Source organism: Xylanibacter brevis ATCC 19188 (genome assembly GCF_000621725.1).
GTDB lineage: Bacteria > Bacteroidota > Bacteroidia > Bacteroidales > Bacteroidaceae > Prevotella > Prevotella brevis.
On record NZ_JHXM01000017.1, the window covers coordinates 45,581 to 60,928 of the forward strand.

The 15,348-nt window shown below is 50.2% G+C and carries 11 protein-coding genes; 4 read left to right on the forward strand and 7 right to left on the reverse strand.

Annotated features, from left to right (window positions below; translation table 11 throughout):
* Positions 1–16: 16 nt before the first annotated feature.
* The 6 genes from T433_RS0109545 to T433_RS0109570 form a co-directional block, all read right to left on the reverse strand.
* Entirely contained in the window at positions 17–1,336 is a 1,320-nt protein-coding gene (locus T433_RS0109545; protein ID WP_044109633.1) for a hypothetical protein, read from the reverse strand.
* Positions 1,337–1,849: 513 nt separating this feature from the next.
* The gene (locus T433_RS0109550; RefSeq protein WP_052357070.1) at positions 1,850–3,235 is read right to left on the reverse strand and encodes an ammonium transporter; all 1,386 of its coding nucleotides are present in this window, start codon (positions 3,233–3,235) and stop codon (positions 1,850–1,852) included.
* Between the two features lie 655 nt (positions 3,236–3,890).
* Complete coding sequence (gene trpS / locus T433_RS15105) at positions 3,891–4,937, reverse strand: tryptophan--tRNA ligase (RefSeq protein ID WP_044109636.1); 1,047 nt, start codon at positions 4,935–4,937, stop codon at positions 3,891–3,893.
* A gap of 46 nt (positions 4,938–4,983) precedes the next feature.
* The gene (locus T433_RS0109560; protein WP_027455645.1) at positions 4,984–5,790 is read right to left on the reverse strand and encodes a carboxylesterase family protein; all 807 of its coding nucleotides are present in this window, start codon (positions 5,788–5,790) and stop codon (positions 4,984–4,986) included.
* Positions 5,791–5,797: 7 nt separating this feature from the next.
* Complete coding sequence (locus tag T433_RS0109565; protein WP_027455646.1) at positions 5,798–7,390, reverse strand: PQQ-binding-like beta-propeller repeat protein; 1,593 nt, start codon at positions 7,388–7,390, stop codon at positions 5,798–5,800.
* A 2-nt stretch (positions 7,391–7,392) separates the two neighbouring features.
* The gene (locus T433_RS0109570; RefSeq protein WP_027449840.1) at positions 7,393–8,241 is read right to left on the reverse strand and encodes a patatin-like phospholipase family protein; all 849 of its coding nucleotides are present in this window, start codon (positions 8,239–8,241) and stop codon (positions 7,393–7,395) included.
* 99 nt (positions 8,242–8,340) lie between these two features.
* Here T433_RS0109570 and T433_RS0109575 point away from each other — a divergent pair, with 99 nt between their 5' ends.
* From T433_RS0109575 to T433_RS0109590, 4 genes are all read left to right on the forward strand, one after another.
* Positions 8,341–9,735 carry an aminopeptidase P family protein gene (locus tag T433_RS0109575; RefSeq protein ID WP_027449839.1) on the forward strand — a complete coding sequence of 465 codons (1,395 nt, stop codon included), beginning with the start codon at positions 8,341–8,343 and terminating at the stop codon, positions 9,733–9,735.
* A 6-nt stretch (positions 9,736–9,741) separates the two neighbouring features.
* A complete protein-coding gene (locus T433_RS0109580; RefSeq protein ID WP_027455647.1) occupies positions 9,742–10,941 on the forward strand; it encodes a C1 family peptidase in 1,200 nt (399 codons plus the stop codon).
* Between the two features lie 153 nt (positions 10,942–11,094).
* Entirely contained in the window at positions 11,095–12,819 is a 1,725-nt protein-coding gene (gene recJ / locus T433_RS0109585) for a single-stranded-DNA-specific exonuclease RecJ (RefSeq protein WP_027455648.1), read from the forward strand.
* A 12-nt stretch (positions 12,820–12,831) separates the two neighbouring features.
* Complete coding sequence (locus tag T433_RS0109590; RefSeq protein WP_027455649.1) at positions 12,832–14,730, forward strand: RecQ family ATP-dependent DNA helicase; 1,899 nt, start codon at positions 12,832–12,834, stop codon at positions 14,728–14,730.
* On the opposite strand, the gene T433_RS0109595 is transcribed toward T433_RS0109590, so the two are convergent.
* On the reverse strand, positions 14,727–15,344 hold the full coding sequence (locus tag T433_RS0109595) for a LolA-like protein (protein WP_155808457.1): 618 nt from the start codon (positions 15,342–15,344) through the stop codon (positions 14,727–14,729). The genes T433_RS0109590 and T433_RS0109595 overlap by 4 nt on opposite strands.
* Positions 15,345–15,348 lie beyond the last annotated feature (4 nt).

Sequence of the window (15,348 nt, forward strand, 5' to 3'; positions counted from 1 at the left end):
TAGAAAGATTGTCCGTTTACATAAACCATCCGGTATAAGTCACACCGATACTAACGCTAGGCTCGTTGTTATAGGGCTGTTTATACAGCGGGCTGTCGGCAGCGAGACCACTATTATTGGGCTTTTCGAAGAAGCGATAGGCATATTCAGCCTTCAGCGTGATCTGCTTCACGGGCGAATAATTCACGCCTACAGCCGCACGATAGCGCTTGGTGTGTTTATACATCGAAGCATAGGTGCCAGAGGCCATTGTGTTGTAGTGTTCGAATCGTCCGAAGAGCCACAAAGACTGCCCCGCCCCAGCCTGACGTCTAGTCATCAACGGCATCACGTTATAGCCAGCCTCCAGTGCATAAGCAAGTGCATGACTACCTATATTTGTGTAGTGATGAGGGTTGCCATCCTGATACTTATGGTGTGTCCAGTTAGCTTGGTTGTAGGCCGAAATTTCGTCAGCATCGGCAAAGTGAGCATAATCCACATTTCCACGCACAAGCCAGTTCCAGCGGTTCAGCGTAAAGTCGAGCGCCACGATGCCCAATGCTCCGTGTACATCGTCATATTTAGCACCCGGTGTGCGCAGCGAGTTGCGGAAGGTGTAGCCATAGTAGCCGCTCAATCCTAGTCGCAGTCCCTTTACCATATAATTATCTACGCGCGCAGCTACAGCATAGTTGTTAGCCACCTTAAATTCGTAGGGGCTAGTAGCACCATAGTGCACAAAATCCTCGGCAGTGAAACTCTCGCTGTTAAGTCCCGACAGCAGTTGTGCCTCATAGCGCCAATCCTTCAGACGTCCCCAGAGCGACAGTCCCACCTGGTGCCACGTGTTGGGCAGAATGGTGGACTCGCCTTCGGGACGATAGACGCCAAAGAACTGGTTCGGTTCGTGATGCGCATTACTATAGCCCACAGGCACGATAATCTCGCCCATCTTCACGTTGAACTTACCACCGGCAAAAGCTTTGTTGATCCAGAACTGCTCGATGTTCACCTCGCCGCCCTTCTCAACCTCAGCCTCATACTCGCCAGCCTCTTCAGCCTCGATCTCTACAGCCGTGCCATTGCCTCCATGTTCAAATTCGATCTCCGATCCCATGGTCCAACCATGCCCGAAGTCATAGCCCAGGTTCAGCACCACATGAGGTAAGTCGAAACGCCCGTGACTATCGTCATTAGCATAGTTTTCTGGTTTCTTATAACGGTTAAAGCTCTGGCTATAGAAATTACGAGTCATCACAGCCTCGCCATAGCCGCCAATAGTTAATTTTTTCTCTTGTGCTGCAGCGCTTACACACGACAGCGCCAGCACAGATGTCATCAATAATGTTTTCATGCTTCCTTTATACGTGTCAATTTCGGCTGCAAAGGTAAGCTGAATTAAGATTTGTTACAATACCTAAAAAACGTGATATTTTTCTCGACGTCTTACGTCTGCTAACAAAAAAAATGGATTATTTGCTAGTAATACATATAATATGGTGTAATACCAGTTTGGGAAGTTGAAGATCATTGTCAATCCAGGACCTTCCTGCACATCAAATCAGTCACTACAATGGTGTAAAAGCGTAGCTAAAGCGACCTAAAAGTTGCACTTTCACAGTTCACGACTTAAGTCGAAAGCTCTTACGACTTAAGTCGGTAAGTCTGTTGACTTAAGTCGTAAGGTCTTTCGACTTAAGTCAACAACCGCCAAAGCAGCACTATTCAGTCAGCAAAGTGCCACTTTTAGGATGGAAAAACAAAAGAATAGAGATACAAATCCATAAAGTTGAAAAATCAACAAAAAAAGAATCCCCTCTCCACGCGGAGAGAGGACCGATGGTGAAGCCATGTTTCTGAGGGGAGGTTACTTCATCTTTTCCCTAATATGCTCCTCGTACTCAGCCAGTTCGCGCTCACCAATGTGGGCAAGACCGTAGTGCTCGTCATGCTGAGAGAAGTCGAGGCCCACCTTCTCGCTGTAGGCAGAGACACGCATGGGAATCATAAGGTCTATCAGACGATAGCCGAGCCAACTCATAGCGAAGGTGTAGGCAAAGACAATGACAATGGCCAGCAGATGATAGAGGAAGACTACAAAGCCCTCCCACGTGCCGGCGATAAGGCCCTCCTGAATGAAGATGCCTGTGAGCACGGTGCCGAAGATACCACCTGTTCCGTGGGTGGGAAATACATCGAGGGCATCATCGATGCTGGTGTGCGAACGCCAATAAACGGCGATGTTACAGATCATCGTGATGACAAAGGCGATAAAGATGCTCTGACCCACGGTGACATAACCGGCTGAGGGGGTGATGGCTACCAAGCCCACGACGCAACCTACAGCGGCACCCATAGCCGAGGGCTTGCGACCACGCAGACAGTCGAAGAAGATCCAGGTCATCATAGCCGTTGCAGAGGCGGTGTTGGTGTTGAGGAAGGCCTTGATAGCCACACCATCGGCATGGAGCGACGAACCGGCATTGAAGCCAAACCATCCGAGCCACAGCATGGCGGCACCCAGCAGCACGAAGGGTATGTTGGCGGGTTCACTCTTGCGCGTCTCAGCCTTACGGCGTCCAAGATAGATGGCACCTGCCAGCGCTGCCACGCCCGAAGAAGCGTGCACCACGATACCACCGGCAAAGTCAATGACGCCCCACTTCATGAAAAGGCCTTCGGGATGCCACGTCATGTGAGCCAGCGGACAGTAGATGACAAAGAAAAAGAACATCATAAAGAACATATAGGCCGAGAAGCGCACGCGCTCGGCAAACGAGCCGGTGATCAGCGAAGGGGTGATGATGGCAAATTTCATCTGAAACAGGGCAAAGAGTGCTAGAGGAATGGTAGCGCCACCCAACACATAGCCCGTGGGAGTGGTATACACATCGGCACCAACGTGTTGGAACATGAAGAAGGTCAGAGGATTGCCTATCACACCACCTATGTCGTCGCCAAAGCAGAGCGAGAAACCTACTACGACCCATAGCACGGAGATAAGGCCCATGGCGATAAATGACTGCAGCATGGTGGAGATGACATTCTTAGCACCTACCATACCACCATAGAAAAAGGAGAGACCTGGGGTCATCATCAGTACAAAGATGGTGGCCGTAATCAGCCAGGCTACATCCGCTGCAGAGATAACCGACCAGTCACACTCAAAAGTGTGTTCACCAACAAACAATCCTGCAAAGGCAATCAGCGTCATAGCTGACATCAGAATAATCCAGCGTTTTTTAATTTTCATTGTTCTTATTATTTTTACAATTCCTTCATTTGGATTGCAAAATTATGGCAAAACGACAGATTAACGTCCCTGCAGACGGCTTTTTTCAGCTACAAAATGACGATTATTTACACTTTGATATAAAACGCACAAGAATACTAACAAATTGAAAGCGACAGCTCCCAAATCCCCTCCCTTCCGCTCGAGCTCTGCTCGCTTGCTACCGAAGGGACGCAAGAAGGGGAGTTAGTGACCCCACCCCCAACCCCTCCCCTACATGGGAGGGGAGTGACTACGGAGTCCTTGGTTTTCAACCGCATAGTACGAAAGATTCTTTTGGGGTATGTTCTATAAATTGCATATAGCATCCGCTGAACTCCCCTCCCCTACATGGGAGGGGAGGAAAACAACACAAGACCCCTCCCCGACCCTCCCAAGGGGAGGGAGGAAAACTACACAACACAACATCCCCTTGACAACAATCCAAACCCCACCCCATCCCTTCCGAGGGAGGGGATCAGAAATAAGAAAGTCTCCCCCTTGGGGAGATTTAGAGGGGGTTGGTTTGCGCTACAGGTGCACCACTTCTCACTTCTCACCTCTCACTTCTCACTTTAAACAATAAACAGCGCACCTGTTCAGGGTGCGCTGCTTGTTGTTTAGGAGGGGGTCTGTTTTATCCGAAATAGTCAATCTGCATAGCTTTACGCACCTCGCTCATGGTCTGAGCGCCCACCTCGCGGGCTGCTTCACATCCCTTGCGCAGGATGTTGTAGATCTCAGGAATGTCTTTCTCCAGTTCGGCACGGCGCTGACGCATAGGCTCCAGATACTGATTGAGCACCTCGTTGAGGAATTTCTTGCACTTCATATCGCCCAATCCACCACGAGTGTAGTGATCCTTCAACTCGTCGAGATTCTGATACTCTGGCCAGAAGTTCTTGAAATCGTCATCGGTAGAAAAGGCGTCGAGATAGGTGAACACAGCGTTGCCCTCTACATGACCAGGGTCTGACACGTTGAGGTGTGTGGGGTCAGTGTACATAGAGCGCACCTTCTGCCATACCTCGTCGGCAGAGTCTGAGAGGTAGATGCAGTTGCCCAGCGACTTAGACATCTTCTCCTTGCCATCGGTGCCAGGAAGGCGACGGGCGGTGAGGTTCTCGGGCAACATGATGTTAGGCTCTACCAGTACAGGGCCGTAGGTATTGTTGAAGCGGTTCACCAGCTCACGCGTCACCTCAAGCATGGGCTCCTGGTCTTCGCCAGCAGGCACAGTGGTAGCCTTGAAGAGAGTGATATCGGCTGCCTGTGACACGGGATAGCAGAAGAATCCCAGAGGGATGCTCTCACCGCCAAAGCCACGCATCTTAATCTCAGTTTTCACCGTGGGGTTGCGCTGCACGCGGCTCACAGTGATGAGGTTCATGAGATAGGTGGTAAGTTCGGCCAACTCAGGTATCTGACTCTGGATGAAGAGTGTACACTTGTTGGGGTCGAGCCCAGCAGAGAGATAGTCGAGAGCCACCTGTGTGACGCTGTTGCGAATCTTCTCTGGATTATCGGCATTATCTGTCAAGGCCTGCACATCGGCCATAAACACAAACATGCGGTCGTAGTCGCCAGCGTTCTGCAGTTCTACGCGGCGGCGAAGCGAGCCAACGAAGTGGCCCAAATGTAGTTTTCCTGTGGGGCGGTCGCCCGTTAAAATTACTTTTCCCATATTAAATATTTAAGTTTTGCATTTTCTCTTTCTTTACAATAGCTAACTATTCAAACTCCAACTGATCCACGCGCTTCTGCATCTTGCGGTAGGCCTCCTGCAGGTCACCTTGCGTGATGTCGATACTGCGCTCCACGGGGCGCCCCACATCGTTCAGACGATGTGAGAAGAGCCACTCGTAGGTTTTCTGCGAATAGAAGTAACGCGACAGGGCGCCATGCGATGCACCACGAATCCAGTCGTAGCGCAGGCGCTGCGTCAGACGATTGCGCTTTAGCCCGTCAACAACCTTCTGCGACTCGCGTACAGACACAGCGCGGTCACCTGTGCCGTGGATAATCCACAGAGGCACCTCGCCCAGCTTTGTCTGGTCCTTCAGCGAGCAACCACCACAGAGGGCCATGCCAGCCGCAATCTTATCGGGATAGGTGCCCACAAAGTCCATGGTGCCGTAGCCTCCAAGGCTCATGCCTATCACATAGACCCGCTGGTGGTCGTAGGTGTAGTCGTTTGCATCGAGCCACTCTAGGATGTCGTTCAGCTTGCGAGGGCTCCACGCACCACCCGGATTCTGGGGTGCCACCACAAGAGCGGGCACGTCGAGTCCGCGCTTGATAGCATCGATGGTGCCATAGCGCAGCACGCGATCCATATTGCGCCCACAAAGGCTGGCACCATGAAGGAAGACAAGGAGCGGTGTGGATTCCTGAGAGTAGTAGTAGTCCTCAGGGGTGTACAACCAGAAGTTATAACCACCTGGAATCACGTTCTTCTTGGCCGATACCAGGTCGTACTGCGCATAGTTACACAGCACACTCAGTGCCAACAGGCATACTAACACACATCGCTTCATCATAGGCTTATTCTCCTTTCTGTTTGATAATAAACTTATTAATCATGGTGCCCCTACAGCCCACCACCACCGCATTGCCCACCACGATGGGCGACGACTCGAAATTGGCACCTATCAACTTCTTGGCAATCACACGACCGCTCTTTCCCTCGATGAGATAGGCATAGCCACTGGCATCGCCCGTGAAGATAAACATGCGGTCTTGCTCATTGAGCAGCTTCACTGGCGACGACCAACAGAAGTTGCCGTAGGGCACGGTGTATTTTAGGCTGCCATCACGCGTAGAAAGTGCCATCAGTTCGCCACGACTGGCCGAGGCACCGTTGCGACAGATGTTGGCAAAGATCATATCCTGGCAGTCGCCCGATCCCAACAGTGGCGTTGAATACACACCACCATCAAGCGTCTTTCCAGGCAGATTTACACGCTGACAGGCTATCTGCTTTTCCCACACAAGCTGACCTGTGAGCGCCTGCAGTTTGACGAAATGACAGATGCCCTGGTCACCCTGCTTGTCCACCTCGCACGCGGTATATATATAAGGTGAGCCATTCTCCTCGCGACAAACGATGGTGCCATCGCTGTCATCGTGGTTATCATAGCGCCACACGGGCTTCATAGTGTTCAGGTTCACACAGACAACGTTGCCTTGATTATCACTGAAAAAGCCATAGTTGCGATACACGCAGAGGCTTGACTCAATGCCTGGGGCCTTACCATTCACTCGATAGCGCAATGTCTGGAGGCGGCGCAAGTGACCACCGGCTGTTCGCTCGAACTTATACAGCGATCCATTCTCGCCAGGCCAGAAGAGATACCCGCCTGCCACCACGGGCGACGAGTCGAAAGCCTGCCAGCCACGCCATGCACGTGGGTCGTTGAAAAAGAACGTGCGTTCGTGCTTCAGCAAGTCGAAAGCCTGACATCCCAAGGGAGCTCCAATGCTGACGCCCTGACCTGAATAGAGGTTCATCAGCTCTGGGTCGAGCGACATGGTGCCTTTCACCACATTATGCAGGTCGAGCGGCTGGCGCGAGGGTTTTCCAGATTGGAAATTAAGGAAGAAAGCCTTGCCACAAAGCGAGCCCACCATCACCTCTTCGGCACCAAAATCGGCAGTGAGTGCTTCAGAATGCGCTCGAAACTGCTTCATCTCCGCCTCTGTCCAGCGGGCATAGAGAGGCTGGCCGGTCCAACCAGTGCCCCCACCCCATGTACCAAATTTGGTAGAGTCGTTGCGATAAGGTGTGTTGTAGGTCCATGCTATCTCTATCGTATCTGGATTGCCCTTCACAGTGCCGCCGAAGTCGGCGTCGCGACGGAGGTTCTTGCGGAAAGTCATCACCCTGTCAGAGCGATCATAGCGATCATCATAATCTGCAAGGAAGTGAGTCAACGAGTCATCTGTCTCCACTTGAAATTCGAGCACAGCAGCCGATGCAAACATAGTGTCTGGCAGAGTCAGCTCCTCAAGTGTGGGAACATGTGCCACCGAATCACTATCCGAAGCGCCAACGCCTAATACGGCTGGCACACCTTTACCTGTGCAAGCTGCGGTCAGTAAAAGAAGCAGGAACAAGGCCTGCGACATATATTTCATTTCTACAACCGATAGTTTCTTACAAATTTCTCACCTTCAGCGAAGCCTTCCTCGTAGAGGCGCTCCAACTTATCTACATCCTGACACATACGTCCAACATCCATAGGGCGCTGCGGACGGATGACTACTATTTCACCCCAGTCTTCCATGCGTTCCACCATGTCGAGCTGCTCGTTGTATACACGCACACGATGGCTTAGTGCCACACGCAGGCGTGGATAGTCGCGATAGATCATCTTGGGGATGTCCATATCGCGCTCTGTAGAACGATAGCCGCGATTGCGGGTCATCACCACCACATTGAACGGATGTCCCTGTTCCACTGCTCGAAGCACAGGAATTGAGTCGACAATGCCACCATCAAGCATTGGAATGCCATCCACCATCGTAATTTGCGCAACAAAGGGCAACGAACTGCTGGCTTTAACAATTGCCGTCAGACGAGTGGCATCATATGGTTCACTCAAATATTCGGCACGCCCCGTCAAACAATTGGTGGTCACCGCCTCAAAGATAGCTGGATTACAACGGTAGGCCTCATAGTCGAAAGGCAGTATCTCGTTGGGAAAACGCTGATAAAGCACGTCGGGGTCAAAAATGCTGCCATCAACGATAAGAGACTTCAGAGAAATGTAGTCATACTTCTTGAGCATGTCTATGTTCGAATAGCGTGCACGACGAGGCTGATTGCTCATATAGCTGAGCCCGTTGCAAGCACCAGCCGAGACGGCCACCACATAGGGAAAATGGTAGTCGTGCTTCATCAGCGCATCAAGCACACCACTGGTGAAGACGCCACGCATTCCGCCGCCTTCAAGCACCAATCCCGTGTCTTTACCTAAACATTCCATGCGTTTTCGATGCAAAGGTACACATTTTTTCGTTTTTTCACATTGATTTCTCCACAAATTAATAAATAATGAGTAACTTTGCAGGAAATTTCCACTAATATGTTTAATAAAGACACATACACACGTCGCAGAGCTGAATTAAAGCAACTGGTTGGCAATGGTATTATCGTACTTTTCGGTAACAACGAATCACCCGCCAACTACCCCGCCAACAGCTATGCGCCATTCCGTCAAGACTCTTCATTCATTTACTACTTCGGCCAGCACCGCGATGGACTGGTGGGCGTTATTGATGTGGACAATGACGAAGAATGGCTCTTTGGCGACGACATTGACATCGAGGACATTGTATGGATGGGATTCGTGCCGTCTGTAGCTGATCTGGCTGCAGAGGTGGGTGTAAAGAAGACTGCACCCATGAAAGAGCTGACCAACAGGCTGAAAGGTACCTGGGCAGCCGCAGAGAAGCACTTCCTGCCACCTTATCGTCACGACACTAAGATTCAGATTATGGACCTGCTGGGCATCCATCCTTCTGCACAGAAGGAAGCAGCTTCACTGAAACTTATCAAAGCAGTGGTGAAGATGCGCTCTACCAAGGAACCACAAGAGATTGACGCCATCGAGCGAGCTTGCGACGTGGGCTATGCCATGCATACCACAGCACAACTGCTGATCAAGCCTGGCGTCACAGAGCGATTCATTGGCGGACAGGTGGACGGCATAGCTCGCAGTTTAGCACAGGGCGTCAGCTTTGCTACTATCTTCTCGCAGCATGGGGAGATTATGCACGGAAGCCCCAGTGGTGCCCAACTGGAAGCTGGACGTCTGGCACTGTGCGACGCAGGATGCGAACTGGACGACTACTGTTCAGACAACACACGCACCATGCCCGTAAGCGGTAAGTTCACACAGAAGCAGCTGGAAATCTACTCCATCGTAGAGGCCTGCCACGACTATGTGCTCGAGGTAGCCAAGCCTGGTGTAAAGTATCAGGATGTGCACTTTGCTGTTTGCCGTCTGATGACCGATCGGCTGAAGGAATTGGGACTGATGAAGGGCGACACCGAAGAGGCTGTACGCGCTGGTGCTCACGCCATGTTCCTGCCTCACGGATTAGGACACATGATGGGTATGGATGTACACGATATGGAAGGACTGGGACAAATCTACGTAGGCTTCGACGAGGAGACACGCCCCAATCTTGAACAGTTTGGCACCAATTGCCTGCGCATGGGTCGCCGCCTAGAGGAAGGCTTCGTGGTAACCGATGAGCCAGGTATATACTTCATTCCCCACCTCATCGACCTGTGGAAGAGCGAGGGCCACTGCAAGGAGTTCCTAAACTTTGACAAGCTGGAAACCTACAAGGATTTTGGTGGTATTCGCATCGAAGACGACATCCTGATCACCAAGGACGGATGCCGATTCCTGGGTTCAAAACGCATCCCCTATCACCCTAAAGAATTAGAATCATTTATGAATAATAACTAATTGAAAATGAAAAAATTACTATCAATCACACTCCTGGCCGTATTGGCCTTGGGAACACAGGCTGCAGAGAAAGACTCTACCAAGTGCAACAAGCCTGTATTCACCACCATTAAAGAAAATCCCATCACCAGCGTGAAAGACCAGAACCGCAGTGGTACTTGTTGGGACTACTCTACCATCTCATTCTTTGAGGCTGAGATTCTGAAGACAACTGGCAAGACATACGACCTCTGCGAGAGCTTCGTGGCCAACAAGACCTATATGGATCGTGCTATTCAGGTGGTACGCTACCATGGCGACTGCCAGTTCTCTCAGGGTGGTTCTGCAGAAGACGTGCTGGCAACCATGAAGAAGTTTGGTATCTGCCCAGAGGGCGCTATGCCTTTCCCTGGTTCTCTCTATGGTGACTCACTGAACAACTTCAACGAGTTCTTCTCACTGATGGAGCCCTATGTAGCTGCCATTGCTAAGAGCGACGCCAAGAAGATATCAAGCCAGTGGAAAGTAGGTTTGCAGGGCATTCTGGATGCTTACCTGGGACAGTGCCCTGAGAGCTTCACATACGAGGGAAAGAAATACACGCCAAAGAGCTTCGCTGAGAGCCTGGGCATCAATCTGGATGACTACGTTTCCATCACCAGCTACACCCACCACCCCTTCTACACAGGTTTTGCTGTAGAGGTACAGGACAACTGGCGTTTCCCCCTGAGCTACAACCTGCCAATGGACGAGATGATGCAGGTCATCGACAACGCTATCGAAAAGGGCTACACCATCGCATGGGGCGGCGACGTGTCTGAGGACGGATTCACACGTCAGGGTTTGGCTTATGCCATCGACACCAAGAAGACTGAGAGTCTGGCAGGTAGCGATATGGCTCGCTGGCTGAAGATGACTGCTGCTAAGAAGCGCAACCTCATCGACTCCCTGGGATGCAACGTACCCGAGATTACCGCTACTCAGGAGCTGCGCCAGGAGCGCTTCGACAACTGGGAGCTGACCGACGACCACGGCATGCTGATCTATGGCGTGGCTAAGGATCAGAATGGCAAGGAGTACTATATGGTCAAGAACTCATGGGGCGAAACAGGCGACTACAAAGGAACTTGGTACATGACCAAAACCTTTATCGCTGCCAACACGATGGATTTCCTGATCAATAAGAACGCTATTCCCAAGAACATCCGTAAAAAGCTTGGCATCTAAGCAGTAAGAAGCTGATTTATATAAAAAGCGGCATATTCTGTTAAATTTCATACAGGATATGCCGCTTTTTCGTTTTTATTCGTTACCTTTGTATGCTATTTTGCCGTAATAGGCACCAATGGCACCTGAAACGAAGATAAAAAAAACGATATAATGAATTCTAAATGGAATTATGAACCTCCTACGCCTGAACGGCAGTTGGCGGCGAAAGAATTGGCAGACAAAATAAACATGAGTCCCATTCTGGCCGAACTACTCATCAAGCGTGGTATTCGCACAGAGTCGGCAGCCAAACGATTTTTCCGCCCTATGCTCAGCGAGCTCATTGACCCGTTCTTGATGAACGACATGGATATCGCCGTGGATCGTTTGAACGACGCCATGGGTCGAAAAGAGCGTATCATGGTATACGGCGACTACGATGTGGACGGATGCACAGCTGTGGCTTTGGTGTACAAGTTCTTGCAGCAGTTCTACTCAAATATTGAGTACTACATCCCTGATCGCTATGAAGAGGGCTATGGCATCAGTATCAAAGCGCTGGACTATGCCGCTCAGGCGGGTGTGAAGTTGATTATCGTACTGGATTGCGGCATCAAAGCTATCGACGAGATTGCCTATGCCAAGAGTTTGGGCATCGACTTTATCATCTGCGATCACCACGTGCCCGATGATGAACTGCCATGTGCTGTGGCTATCCTAAACCCCAAGCGCGCTAACTCCACCTACCCTTTCAAGCACCTGTGTGGTTGTGGCGTAGGTTTCAAGTTCATGCAGGCCTTTGCTAAAAACAATGGCATTGCCTTCTCACAGCTGGTTCCACTGCTGGAATTCTGTGCAGTGAGCATCGCTGCCGACATCGTTCCTGTGACAGGCGAAAACCGCATTTTGGCTTTCCATGGTCTGAAACAACTGAATCAGAATCCGTCGGTAGGTCTAAAATCTATTATCGAGATTTGCGGATTGACTGGTCGCGAGATCACCATGAGTGACATCATCTTCAAGATTGGCCCTCGCATCAATGCCAGCGGACGTGTACAGAATGGCACGGAGACGGTTGACCTACTGGTGGAACGCGACTTCCAGAAGGCGCTGATAGAGGCTTCGCATATCAACGAATACAACGAGCAGCGCAAGGACATCGACAAACAGATGACCGAAGAGGCCAACCAGATCGTGGAACGACTGGAGAGTCAGGAGCACCAATCTGCCATCGTACTCTACGACGAGGGATGGAAGAAGGGCGTAGTAGGCATCGTAGCTTCGCGCCTCACTGAAATATACTACCGTCCCACGGTGGTTCTGTCGTGCAACGACGGAATGGCTACGGGCTCAGCACGCAGTGTGGCTGGCTATGACATCTATGATGCGATCAAGGAATGCCGTGACTTGCTGGAGAACTTCGGAGGTCATACCTATGCCGTAGGTCTCTCGCTGAAGGTGGAAAACATCCCTGAGTTCCGTCGCCGTTTCCAGTTGTACGTGAGCCAGCACATTCTGCCTGAACAAACCGAGGCTATGCTCGATGTAGAGGCTGAGATTGACTTCAAGGACATCACAAAGAAACTGCACAACGACCTAAAGAAGTTTGCACCTCACGGCCCCGAGAACCCCAAGCCCATCTTCTGCACACGCAACGTCTATGACTACGGCACATCAAAGGTGGTGGGCAAACAGCAGGAACACATCAAACTGGAACTGGTTGATTCGCGTTCAAGTAATGTGATGAACGGCATTGCCTTCGGACAGAGCGCAGCTGCACGCTATATCAAGTCTAAACGCTCGTTCGACATTGCATATACTATCGAGGAGAACATCTATAAGCGCAACGAGGTTCAGCTACAGATTGAGGATATCAAACCATCGGAAGAGTATTGATAGTTCTAGGCTATGGACTATGAACAGATTCTAAAGAAATACTGGGGCTACGATGATTTCCGTGGCATTCAGAAAGAAATCATTGAGTCAATAGGTAGCCAGAAAGACACACTGGGTCTGATGCCTACTGGTGGCGGTAAGTCTATCACGTTCCAGGTGCCTGCTTTGGCTCAGGAAGGCACGTGTATTGTCATTACGCCCCTCATTGCCCTGATGAAGGATCAGGTGCAGAATCTGCGCAAACGTGGCATACGTGCAGCTGCTATCCATTCTGACTTGTCGCACGATGACGTTATCAAGACTTTAGAAAATGCTGTTTTCGGCGCCATAAAACTACTCTACGTCTCTCCTGAGCGACTTTCCTCTGAACTCTTTTTACAGAAACTCAACCACATGAAGGTGAGTTTCATATGCATCGACGAGGCTCATTGCATTTGCCAATGGGGCTACGATTTCCGACCTTCTTATCTAGCTATCGGCAACATCCGTAAGATGTTACCTGATACACCTATACTGGCGCTCACTGCTACAGCTACGCCCGCTGTAGTGGATGATATCCAGGAGAAGTTGCTGTTCAAGCAGAAAAACGTGTTCCGCATGAGCTTTGAGCGCAAGAACCTGGCTTATGTAGTAAGAGAGACTGCCGACAAGGAAGCTCAACTCATTCATATCCTGAAACGCATCTCTGGTTCTGCTATCGTATATGCTCGCAGCCGTCAGCGTACCAAGGAGACAGCAGAACTGCTGTGCAAAAACGGCCTAGATGCGACTTTCTTTCATGCTGGATTGGATTATAACGAGAAAGATCAGCGACAGAAGGAATGGCAAGAAGGAAAGGTGCGTATCATCGTAGCTACAAACGCCTTTGGTATGGGTATCGACAAACCCGATGTGCGCGTTGTCATCCATATCGACTGTCCGGATAGTTTGGAGGCTTACTTCCAAGAGGCTGGACGTGCAGGACGCGACGGCAAGAAAGCCTACGCCGTACTGTTGTATAACGACAGCGATGCCATGAAACTTCACAAGCGCATCGTTGACACCTTCCCAGAGAAAGACTACATTCGCAAGGTGTACGACCACTTGGCTTATTTCTATCAGATAGGTATAGGATCTGGCTATAACGCGATGTTCGAATTCCCCATCGATAAGTTCTGCCACAACTTCAAGCACTTCCCCATCCGTGTGGATGCCGCCTTGAAGATATTGGATCGCGCTGGCTACATAGAATATCACGAGGAAGAGGAATGTAAGGCACGCGTGAGATTCGTGTTGGAACGCGACGATTTGTATCGCCTTCGCGGAAACAGCAAAGAGGAGGATGCACTCATCATCACGCTGCTGCGCAACTACAGCGGACTTTTCAATGGCTTTCAGTACATTGACGAGACCTTTCTGGCTCAGCAAACCGACTCAACGACACCCATGGTTTACCTTTTGCTGAAAGGACTGGCACAAAAGAATATCATTCAGTTTATACCACAGAAGAAGACGCCACTCATACGCTATCGTCAGCGTCGCGAGGAGTCGCAGTATCTTTCGTTCCCTCCAGCAGTCTATGAGACGCTGAAAGAACGCTTCAGCGAGCGCATAGAGCACATGATAAACTACGCTACGAGAGGTAATCAGTGCCGCAGTCAGCAACTGCTACGCTACTTTGGCGAAACCAAAAGTAAGCCTTGCGGACAATGCGACGTATGTCTTTCACACGGAAACAAAGCCGGATTCAAGGTTGAGACAAAAACTGCTACCGAGGCTATCAAAAACATCTTGGCCGACAAGAAGCCACACGAAGTAAAGGAACTGATGCAACTTCCATTTGATAGCGAAACCATCCAGAATGCGCTACGCAAGATGGCACTCGACGAAGCAATCACTATCGAAGGCACTACAGTCCGACTAGACTGTTAACGCTTATCGTCAAACTCCCAATCCTTATACTTTTCACGAGGGAATATAAACATATTATCATCTATCCCACCCGATTTAAAATTGCTTATCTTTATCTTTGCCCATATGAAAGCGACCTTAATTTTTAGACTAATAGGATGATAAGTGCCCTGAGTCACAGTTGCCTTCACCTCCTTAATTGTACCCTTTGCGCCTTTCTTTTGTTTCAGAGTCAGCAAAAGATTATTACCATGTTTCTCAACGCGATACGAAAAATCATCTAAGGAGAACTTAAACTTTCCAGAGTACTTATCCTTCTTATCAGACATTGCATCATGCACCTCCACCACACGACGCTTTCGATAGGCCATGAAAGCCGTCACACCATCATTCCAGGTATCCACACGCTCATCACTAAAGCGTTGTTTTTTGCCTTTGTACCAGATGGTGCCATGCGTCTTATAAATGCCAATGATATCTACATCGTAATGCAATGTGGCCCCTTGTGGACCAAACACTTGATTATAAGCCTTGTCGAATATCTGTCGCGCCTGTTGCTCGTTGGTAATCTTCTGTTTTCCCCACGCCCCAACTGCCAACAGCAGGAATAAGCACAGTATCAGTTTATGTTTCATCGTC

What these genes read in the sequence shown, in the direction of transcription:
- T433_RS0109570 (WP_027449840.1), bottom strand. Translation starts at nt 8,241, where the DNA reads ATGGAATGTTTAGGTAAAGACACGGGATTGGTGCTTGAAGGCGGCGGA.
- recJ (WP_027455648.1), top strand. Translation starts at nt 11,095, where the DNA reads ATGAATTCTAAATGGAATTATGAACCTCCTACGCCTGAACGGCAGTTG.
- T433_RS0109545 (WP_044109633.1), bottom strand. Translation starts at nt 1,336, where the DNA reads ATGAAAACATTATTGATGACATCTGTGCTGGCGCTGTCGTGTGTAAGC.
- trpS (WP_044109636.1), bottom strand. Translation starts at nt 4,937, where the DNA reads ATGGGAAAAGTAATTTTAACGGGCGACCGCCCCACAGGAAAACTACAT.
- T433_RS0109550 (WP_052357070.1), bottom strand. Translation starts at nt 3,235, where the DNA reads ATGAAAATTAAAAAACGCTGGATTATTCTGATGTCAGCTATGACGCTG.
- T433_RS0109560 (WP_027455645.1), bottom strand. Translation starts at nt 5,790, where the DNA reads ATGAAGCGATGTGTGTTAGTATGCCTGTTGGCACTGAGTGTGCTGTGT.
- T433_RS0109595 (WP_155808457.1), bottom strand. Translation starts at nt 15,344, where the DNA reads ATGAAACATAAACTGATACTGTGCTTATTCCTGCTGTTGGCAGTTGGG.
- T433_RS0109565 (WP_027455646.1), bottom strand. Translation starts at nt 7,390, where the DNA reads ATGAAATATATGTCGCAGGCCTTGTTCCTGCTTCTTTTACTGACCGCA.
- T433_RS0109590 (WP_027455649.1), top strand. Translation starts at nt 12,832, where the DNA reads ATGGACTATGAACAGATTCTAAAGAAATACTGGGGCTACGATGATTTC.
- T433_RS0109575 (WP_027449839.1), top strand. Translation starts at nt 8,341, where the DNA reads ATGTTTAATAAAGACACATACACACGTCGCAGAGCTGAATTAAAGCAA.
- T433_RS0109580 (WP_027455647.1), top strand. Translation starts at nt 9,742, where the DNA reads ATGAAAAAATTACTATCAATCACACTCCTGGCCGTATTGGCCTTGGGA.